Below are 7,113 nucleotides of genomic sequence, written 5' to 3' on the forward strand. Positions count from 1 at the left end.
CCAGCGCTGCGCGCCGGCCCGCCGCCGCCCCCCCCGTCAGCGCCACCACCCCCACGGCCCCCCTGCCAGCCCGCGGCCCCCGGGTGGGGCGGGGACTGCCGTCGCGGTCCGCGGGTGGTTCGTGCGTGCTCATCGGGCGCAGAGCTTACCTTGCGGTGGCCCGGCCCCTCGGAGCGCTCCGGTCCCCCGGCGCGGCCGGGGGGCGGTGGATCAGCGGTCGCGCTTCTCCTTGATCTTCGCGGCCTTGCCGCGGAGGTCACGCAGGTAGTACAGCTTGGCGCGGCGAACCGCACCGCGGGTCACGACCTCGATCTTCTCGACGACCGGGGTGTGCACCGGGAAGGTGCGCTCCACGCCGACGTTGAAGCTGACCTTGCGGACGGTGAAGGTCTCACCGACGCCGGCGCCGTGGCGGCGGATGACGACGCCCTGGAAGACCTGGACACGGGAGCGGTTGCCCTCGATGACCCGGACGTGAACCTTGAGGGTGTCACCGGCGCGGAAGGCCGGGATGTCGGTGCGCAGCGAGGCCGCGTCGACAGCAGCGAGCTTGTTGCTCATGTTGCTCTCCATCGCAGGCGCCACGGGCCGCCCACGGAAGTTCGTCACAATGGGGTGAGCTGCGGGCCGCATCGGCTGACGGCGATCCCCCCGTGGCGAGGGCGCCGGTCCACGTGCCCCCTACGGAAGGGGGCCAGCGACAGACAGCAGCGGCCTATTCTTCCACATCGACGGCCGTGGACCGAAATCGGCCGAGCTCCTCGTCCCAGGCCAGGCCCAGGACGTCGAGCGCCGCCCGGTCCTTCTTGTCGAAGGCTCCGTACTGCCAGCGCCCGACCAGGTCGGGCCGGTTGGCCAGGGTGCGGGCGAAGGCCTGCTCCCGCCGCCAGCGGGCGATCTTGCCGTGGTTGCCGCTGAGCAGGACGTCCGGGACGGTCCGGCCTCGCCACTCGGCGGGCTTGGTGTAGACCGGGCCCTCCAGCAGGTCGGCCATCGCGCCGGGCGCGAAGGAGTCGTCCCGGTGCGACTCGGCGTTGCCGAGCACGCCGGGCAGCAGCCGGGCGATCGCCTCGACCATCACCAGCACCGCGACCTCGCCGCCGGCCAGCACGTAGTCACCGATCGAGGCCTCGACCACCGGCATCCGGGTGGCCGCCTCCTCGATGACCCGGCGGTCGATGCCCTCGTAACGCGCGGGGGTGAACGCCAGCCAGGGGCGCCCGGCGAGCTCCTGGGCGAGCTCCTGGGTGAACGGCCGCCCGCTGGGCGTGGGAACGACCAGGGTGGGCAGCTCGCCCTCGGGGCCGCCGGCCACCACCGCGTCCAGCGCCTCGCCCCACGGCTCGGGCTTCATCACCATGCCGGGGCCGCCGCCGTACGGGCTGTCGTCCACCGTGCGGTGCACGTCGTGGGTCCATCCGCGCAGGTCGTGGACGTGCACGTCCAGCTGGCCGCGGGCCCGGGCCTTGCCGACCAGCGAGATGTTCAGCGGCTCCAGGTACTCCGGGAAGATCGAGACGACGTCGATCCGCATCCCCGACTGGACGGCCCCCGACTGGACGGTCCCCGACTGCACGGTCCCCGGCTGCACCATCCCCGACTGCCCACCGGGGGCAGCCGCCGAAGCACTCTCCGAGGCACTCTCCGGGGCGGGCACGGGAGCGGGCTCGGGAGCGGCCGTCGACGCGAGGTCCTGCTCGGCGCTCACTCCGACTCCTCCGGCTCCTCCGAGGCGCTGCCGACGACCTCGGCCTCGTCGAGGTCGATCAGCCCGGGCGGCGGGGTGATCACGGCCCGCTGGTTCTCCAGGTCGATGGTCGGCACGATCTGGGTGACGAAGGGCACCAGCACCTCCGTGCCGTCGGCCTTCTCCACCGTGAGCAGGTCCTGGTACGGCAGGTGGACGACCGCGGTCAGCTCGCCGACCGGGGTGCCGTCGAGCAGCACCACGTCGAGGCCGACCAGCTGGTGGTCGTAGTACTCCTCCGGATCGTCCGGACGCTCCTCCGGGTCGACCTCGGAGATCAGCACGGTGCCCCGCAGCGCCTCCGCCGCGTTGCGGTCCTTGACGCCGGCGAAGCGCAGCAGCAGCCGGCCGCTGTGCACCCGGCCGGACTCGACGGTCAGGGGCCCGGCCGAGGCCGGGTCGGTGAGCAGGACGGCACCGGGGCCGAGCCGGAGTTCCGGCTCGTCGGTGCGGACCTCGACACTGACGTCCCCCCGGATGCCGTGGGCACGGCCGATCCTGCCGACGACGAGCTGCACGGTGATCGTTCTCCTGGAGTTGCTGGGCGAGAAGGCAGAGACAAAGGCAGAGACAGAAGCGGTCACGAAGACCGGTGACGACAGCCGAGGACAGCGGCCGGAGGCAGAAAGCCGGAGACAGAAAAAGGCCGACGGCTGAACGAGCAGCTGCGTCAGCGAATGTTGTCCACGTCGACCAGGTCGACCCGGACGTTGCGACCGCCGAGGGCGCCGACCACGGTGCGCAGTGCGCGCGCCGTGCGGCCACCCCGGCCGATCACCTTGCCGAGGTCATCGGGGTGCACCCGCACCTCGATGGTGTTCCCCCGACGCAGGTTGCGCGAGCGCACCTGCACCTCGTCGGGGTGCTCGACGATGCCCTTCACCAAATGGTCGAGGGCGTCCTCGATCACGATCAGGCCTCGGCGCCGGCGTCGGCCTCAGCCTCGGCCTTGTCCGACTTCTTGGCCTTCGGGGTGATGGCAACACCGGTGGTGGCGTCCTCGAAGCCGGCGACGGCCTTCGCGAACAGGTGCGAGAAGTCCTCGACCTTGGGCTCGGCGACCAGCAGCGGCGCCGGGGCCGGCAGGCCCTTGAACTTCTGCCAGTCACCGGTCAGCTTGAGGATGGCGAGCACCGGCTCGGTCGGCTGGGCGCCGACGGACAGCCAGTACTGGGCGCGGTCGGTGTCGACCTCGATCTTCGAGGGGTTGTAGGTCGGCTGGTAGATGCCGATCTCCTCGATCGCGCGGCCGTCACGCTTGGTGCGCGAGTCGGCGACGACGATGCGGTAGTGCGGGGCGCGAATCTTGCCGAGACGCTTGAGCTTGATCTTGACTGCCACGGGAGTGGATTCTCCTGGTGTTGACGTGGGTGAGCGGTCTCGCCGTCCGCGTGGGGTTGCGGGGCGGTCCGCTCAAGGGACACGCCAGCCGTAGGAGAGAGGGGTCCTGCTCGGCTGCCGAGTACTCAGCTGTCCATTCTGCCATATCGGCGGCAGGGCTCTTCACCCGGCCTTCGCAGACGGAGCCGGGGAGCACCTGTGCCGCGGCCGGGGCGACCGGGCCGGAGCAGGGGGACGGTTTCAGGGGGGACGGTTCAGGGCTCGACCGGGAGCCCCCGCTCCCGGTCAGCCCACAGACTCACCGATGCCACCGGTGTCGATCATCCCGGCCGAGCCGACTGCCCGCACAGTCGCCGACCGGTCCCGACCCCGGATTACGCGATCTTGAACGGCTGCTGGCACGCGCCGCAGACGATGGACGCCTGGGCGAGCACCGACGGCACGACGCGGACGTTGCGCCCGCAGCCGCACACCGCCTTGACCCGGACGCCGCCCCCGGAGGAGCCGTGCCGGGCGGCCGGGCCGCGGAACGCGCGATTGGCGCCGTCGCCGGCCACCGCCTCCTGGTGCGCGCCGAGGGCGCGGTCCAGTCGCTCGATGGTGTCGGCGTAGCGCTCCTGCGTCTCCTTGAGCATGGTCACCTGGGAGAAGCCGCTGCTGGCGTGCGGCTCGACCGGGTGCGCCAGGCCCAGCTCGGAGGCGAGCATCAGGAAGCGCCGGTTGTGGTAGCGGCCGGCCCGCGAGGTGTCCCGGATGTCCCGGGCCGCGGCCAGACCGTGGGCAGCCTCGTGGAGGAGCCGCTCGAAACCGAGCCGCGTGCCACAGGCCGAGGAGGACTCGCCGATCAGTGCCTCGGGCGAGGCCAGGTCGGGGAGGTCCTGGTGGTAGGCCTGGATGTCGCTCCAGGCGGCGGCCAGTTCGGCCGCGAGGACGAGGGGCTGTGTCGTGCTCACGCTAGACCAACGATGCAGAGTGCGCCGATGTTCCGCATGTTCCCGTTCTCCGGGAATTCCCAGGGAACTCCCAGGAATGCACGACTGCGCGCGAATTGCGCGTTCCGGATCTGAGGCAAGACCAACCCCCTGCGGGTTTCGGCCCGTCGCAACGTCGGCGGGCCTCGTGAATTCCGTCCAGGGAGCGGGCTGTCGCCCCCTGGACGTACGGCCCGTGGACCCGTCGAAGTTGACAGGGCCACGGGCCGTACACCGTACCGCTATTCCGTTAATACCGGCAGTTGACCGGCCAGTAGGGATGTCACCTACTCGGCCCCCTCCGGCAGAGTTACCGGATTCTTACCCGCCCGCATTTCGGGCAAATGTCGCCGCCACCGGTCATTACCCGACGACCGCCGACATCGGTGGGCGGCACGCGATCAGTACGCGCACGCCGCGATGACGTCAGTACGAACGCGCGACGATCGCGATATTGCCGTCCTGGTCGTCCGCCTGCGGCACCGAACCGTCGGCCGCGACGATGCAGCGCACCGTGACGCCCTGCTCGGCCAGCTTGGCCTCGCCCGCCGGGCCGAGGTCGGCCCAGGAGATCCGGGCCCAGCCGGTCGCGGCGGCCTCCACGGCCTCGTCGAGGGTCTTGACGTCGACGGTGCGGGACTCGCGGCGCTCGCGGGACTGGCGCAGCAGCAGCGCCTGGTCCTCCTCCAGGAGGCCCGGCAGCAGGGCGGCCAGCGCGTCGATGGAGACCGGCTCCTTGCCGCCCGGGATGCGGCGGGCCAGCATCGCGGTGCCGTTCTCCAGGTCGCGCGGGCCGACCTCGATGCGCACCGGAACGCCCTTGAGCTCCCAGTCGACGGCGCGGCGGCCGAACGGGGTGTCGGTGCGGTCGTCGACCACGACCCGGATGCCGACGGCCTCCAGCTGGGCGCCGATCTCACGGACCTTGGCGATGACGGCGTCGTCGCCCTTGATGGCCAGCACCACGGCCTGGACCGCGGCCAGGCGCGGGGGCACCCGCAGGCCGTTGTCGTCGCCGTGGGACATGATCAGGCCGCCGACCATGCGGGTCGAGACGCCCCAGGAGGTCTGCCAGACGTGCTCGCGCTCGGCGCCCTGCAGCTGGTAGGTGGTGTTGAACGCCTTGGCGAAGTTCTGGCCCAGCTCGTGGCTGGTGCCCATCTGCAGCGCCTTGCCGTCACCCATCATGCCTTCGAGGGTGAGGGTGTTGATGGCGCCGGCGAAGCGCTCCTTGGCGGTCTTGCGGCCGAGCACGACGTCGATGCCGAGCACGTTGGTCATGAAGTCGCCGTAGACCTGGGTGTGGATCATCGACGCGTACGCGCGGGCGTCCTCGTAGGTGGCGTGGGCGGTGTGGCCCTCCTGCCAGAGGAACTCGGTGGTGCGCAGGAAGACGCGCGGGCGGAGCTCCCAACGGACCACGTTGGCCCACTGGTTGATCAGCAGGGGCAGGTCGCGGTGGCTCTGCACCCACTTCGAGAAGTACTCGTTGATGATGGTCTCGGAGGTCGGCCGGACGACGACCGGCTCCTCCAGCTGCTTGCCGCCGCCGTGGGTGACGACCGCGAGCTCGGGTGCGAAGCCCTCGACGTGCTCGGCTTCCTTCGTCAGGTAGGACTGCGGGATGAACATCGGGAAGTAGGCGTTCTGGGCGCCCGCCTTCTTGATGCGCGCGTCCATCTCCTGCTGCATCCGCTCCCACAGCCCGTAGCCGTACGGTCGGATGACCATGGTGCCGCGCACCGGACCGTTGTCGGCCAGCTCGGCCTTGTTGATGAGGTCCTGGTACCAGCGCGGGAAGTCTTCCGCCTGAGGGGTGAGAACGGGTGCCTTAGCCATGGGCGGAATGGTACGGGGATCGGCCCCCTCACTTCGAATCGGTATCACACCGATGAGGGGGTGAGGACACCCTCAGTCGTGGCACGCCGACCGCGGTCCGTCCGCAGGGGGCGCACGACCGCGACACGCGCGCACCACCCTGCACCCCTCTGGACGCCGGGCCCGACCCGCTGTTCGCTGGAGTGGGGCGGGACTTTGGGGGAGCCGTAGCTGCACACCGAAGGACCGGATGGGAGGCCGCGATGGCTTCAGCTCGGACGACCGGCACGACCGCACGACCAGGGACCGCACGACCGGCGGGCGCACGACCGACCGGCGCACGACCGCACCACCCCCCGCAGGAGGCCGCGGGGCCCGCGCGGGCGCGCGACTGGGCGGAGATCCAGGAGCGCATGCTGGTGCCGCTCTACGAGGCGGTGCACGACCGCCTGGAGGTCGGCCCGGCGAGCAGCGTGCTGGGACTGGGCTGCCGGTCCGGACTGGCCCTGCTGCTGGCCGCCGGACGGGGCGCCCAGGTCGCCGGGCAGGAGCCGCGGGACGAGCTGCGCGAGCTGGCCCGGGGGCGTCGGCTGCGGGTGTGCGCGGGGGCCCGGCCGGCCGCCGCCGTCCCCCGCTCGGCCCATTCGCTGGTGACGGTCTTCGACCAGTTGCCCGGTTCCGCCGAGCCCGGGCCGGTGGTCGCCGAGGCGGCCCGGCACACCCTCCCGGGCGGGCACGTGGTGCTCGCCGCCTGGGGCCCGCCGGAGCACTGCGAGAGCGCCCCGGTGCTGGACGCGGCCCGCCGGATGGCCGGGCGGACCACCGCCCGCGACCCGTTCGAACTGAGCGCGCCGGGAACGCTGGAGGACCTGCTGGCCCCGGCCGGCCTGCGCCCGGCCGGCAGCGGCCGGGTGAGCTGCCCGTTCGCCTACCCGGACCTCGACAGCGCGGTGCGCGGCCTGCTCTCCACCGGACTGTTCGAGGCGGCCGAGGAGTTCTCCGGCGCCCCGCTGGTGGCCAAGGAGCTGGAGGAGGCGCTGCAGCCGTACCTGCGCCCGGACGGCTCGGTCCGGATGGAGAACGTCTTCCGCTACCTGATCGCCGAGCGGCCGCGCTGAAAGCCCCCGAGCAACGGAAACCGGGGGGGCGCCCCCCCCCCCCGGGCCCCCCCCCCCCCCCCGCCCACCCCCACACCGGGGCCCTCCCCCGCCCCCCCCCGCCCCCCGCGGACCCCGC

General features: G+C 72.1%; 8 protein-coding genes. 1 reads left to right on the plus strand and 7 read right to left on the minus strand.

Features of this window, described 5'->3' with window-relative positions; all coding sequences use genetic code 11:
- Positions 1 to 210 precede the first annotated feature (210 nt).
- From rplS to proS, 7 genes are all read right to left on the minus strand, one after another.
- Complete coding sequence (gene rplS / locus ACFWXO_RS20515; protein WP_030243502.1) at positions 211 to 561, minus strand: 50S ribosomal protein L19; 351 nt, start codon at positions 559 to 561, stop codon at positions 211 to 213.
- A 154-nt stretch (positions 562 to 715) separates the two neighbouring features.
- Positions 716 to 1,534, minus strand: coding sequence for a tRNA (guanosine(37)-N1)-methyltransferase TrmD (trmD, locus tag ACFWXO_RS20520; RefSeq protein ID WP_380525288.1), 819 nt, complete (start codon positions 1,532 to 1,534; stop codon positions 716 to 718).
- 170 nt (positions 1,535 to 1,704) lie between these two features.
- Positions 1,705 to 2,265, minus strand: coding sequence for a ribosome maturation factor RimM (gene rimM / locus ACFWXO_RS20525; protein WP_375891775.1), 561 nt, complete (start codon positions 2,263 to 2,265; stop codon positions 1,705 to 1,707).
- 152 nt (positions 2,266 to 2,417) lie between these two features.
- Entirely contained in the window at positions 2,418 to 2,657 is a 240-nt protein-coding gene (locus tag ACFWXO_RS20530; protein ID WP_030056773.1) for an RNA-binding protein, read from the minus strand.
- Between the two features lie 2 nt (positions 2,658 to 2,659).
- Positions 2,660 to 3,088, minus strand: coding sequence for a 30S ribosomal protein S16 (gene rpsP / locus ACFWXO_RS20535; RefSeq protein ID WP_375891773.1), 429 nt, complete (start codon positions 3,086 to 3,088; stop codon positions 2,660 to 2,662).
- 374 nt (positions 3,089 to 3,462) lie between these two features.
- Positions 3,463 to 4,041: a hypothetical protein gene (locus tag ACFWXO_RS20540; RefSeq protein ID WP_375891771.1), complete on the minus strand. Its 579-nt coding sequence runs from the start codon at positions 4,039 to 4,041 to the stop codon at positions 3,463 to 3,465.
- 444 nt (positions 4,042 to 4,485) lie between these two features.
- Positions 4,486 to 5,898: a proline--tRNA ligase gene (gene proS, locus ACFWXO_RS20545; protein WP_380525263.1), complete on the minus strand. Its 1,413-nt coding sequence runs from the start codon at positions 5,896 to 5,898 to the stop codon at positions 4,486 to 4,488.
- Positions 5,899 to 6,290: 392 nt separating this feature from the next.
- On the opposite strand from proS, the gene ACFWXO_RS20550 reads away from it, so the two are divergent.
- Positions 6,291 to 6,995 carry a class I SAM-dependent methyltransferase gene (locus ACFWXO_RS20550; protein WP_380525264.1) on the plus strand — a complete coding sequence of 235 codons (705 nt, stop codon included), beginning with the start codon at positions 6,291 to 6,293 and terminating at the stop codon, positions 6,993 to 6,995.
- Positions 6,996 to 7,113: the final 118 nt, after the last annotated feature.

Source organism: Kitasatospora sp. NPDC059088 (assembly GCF_042738155.1).
Taxonomy (GTDB): Bacteria; Actinomycetota; Actinomycetes; order Streptomycetales; family Streptomycetaceae; genus Kitasatospora.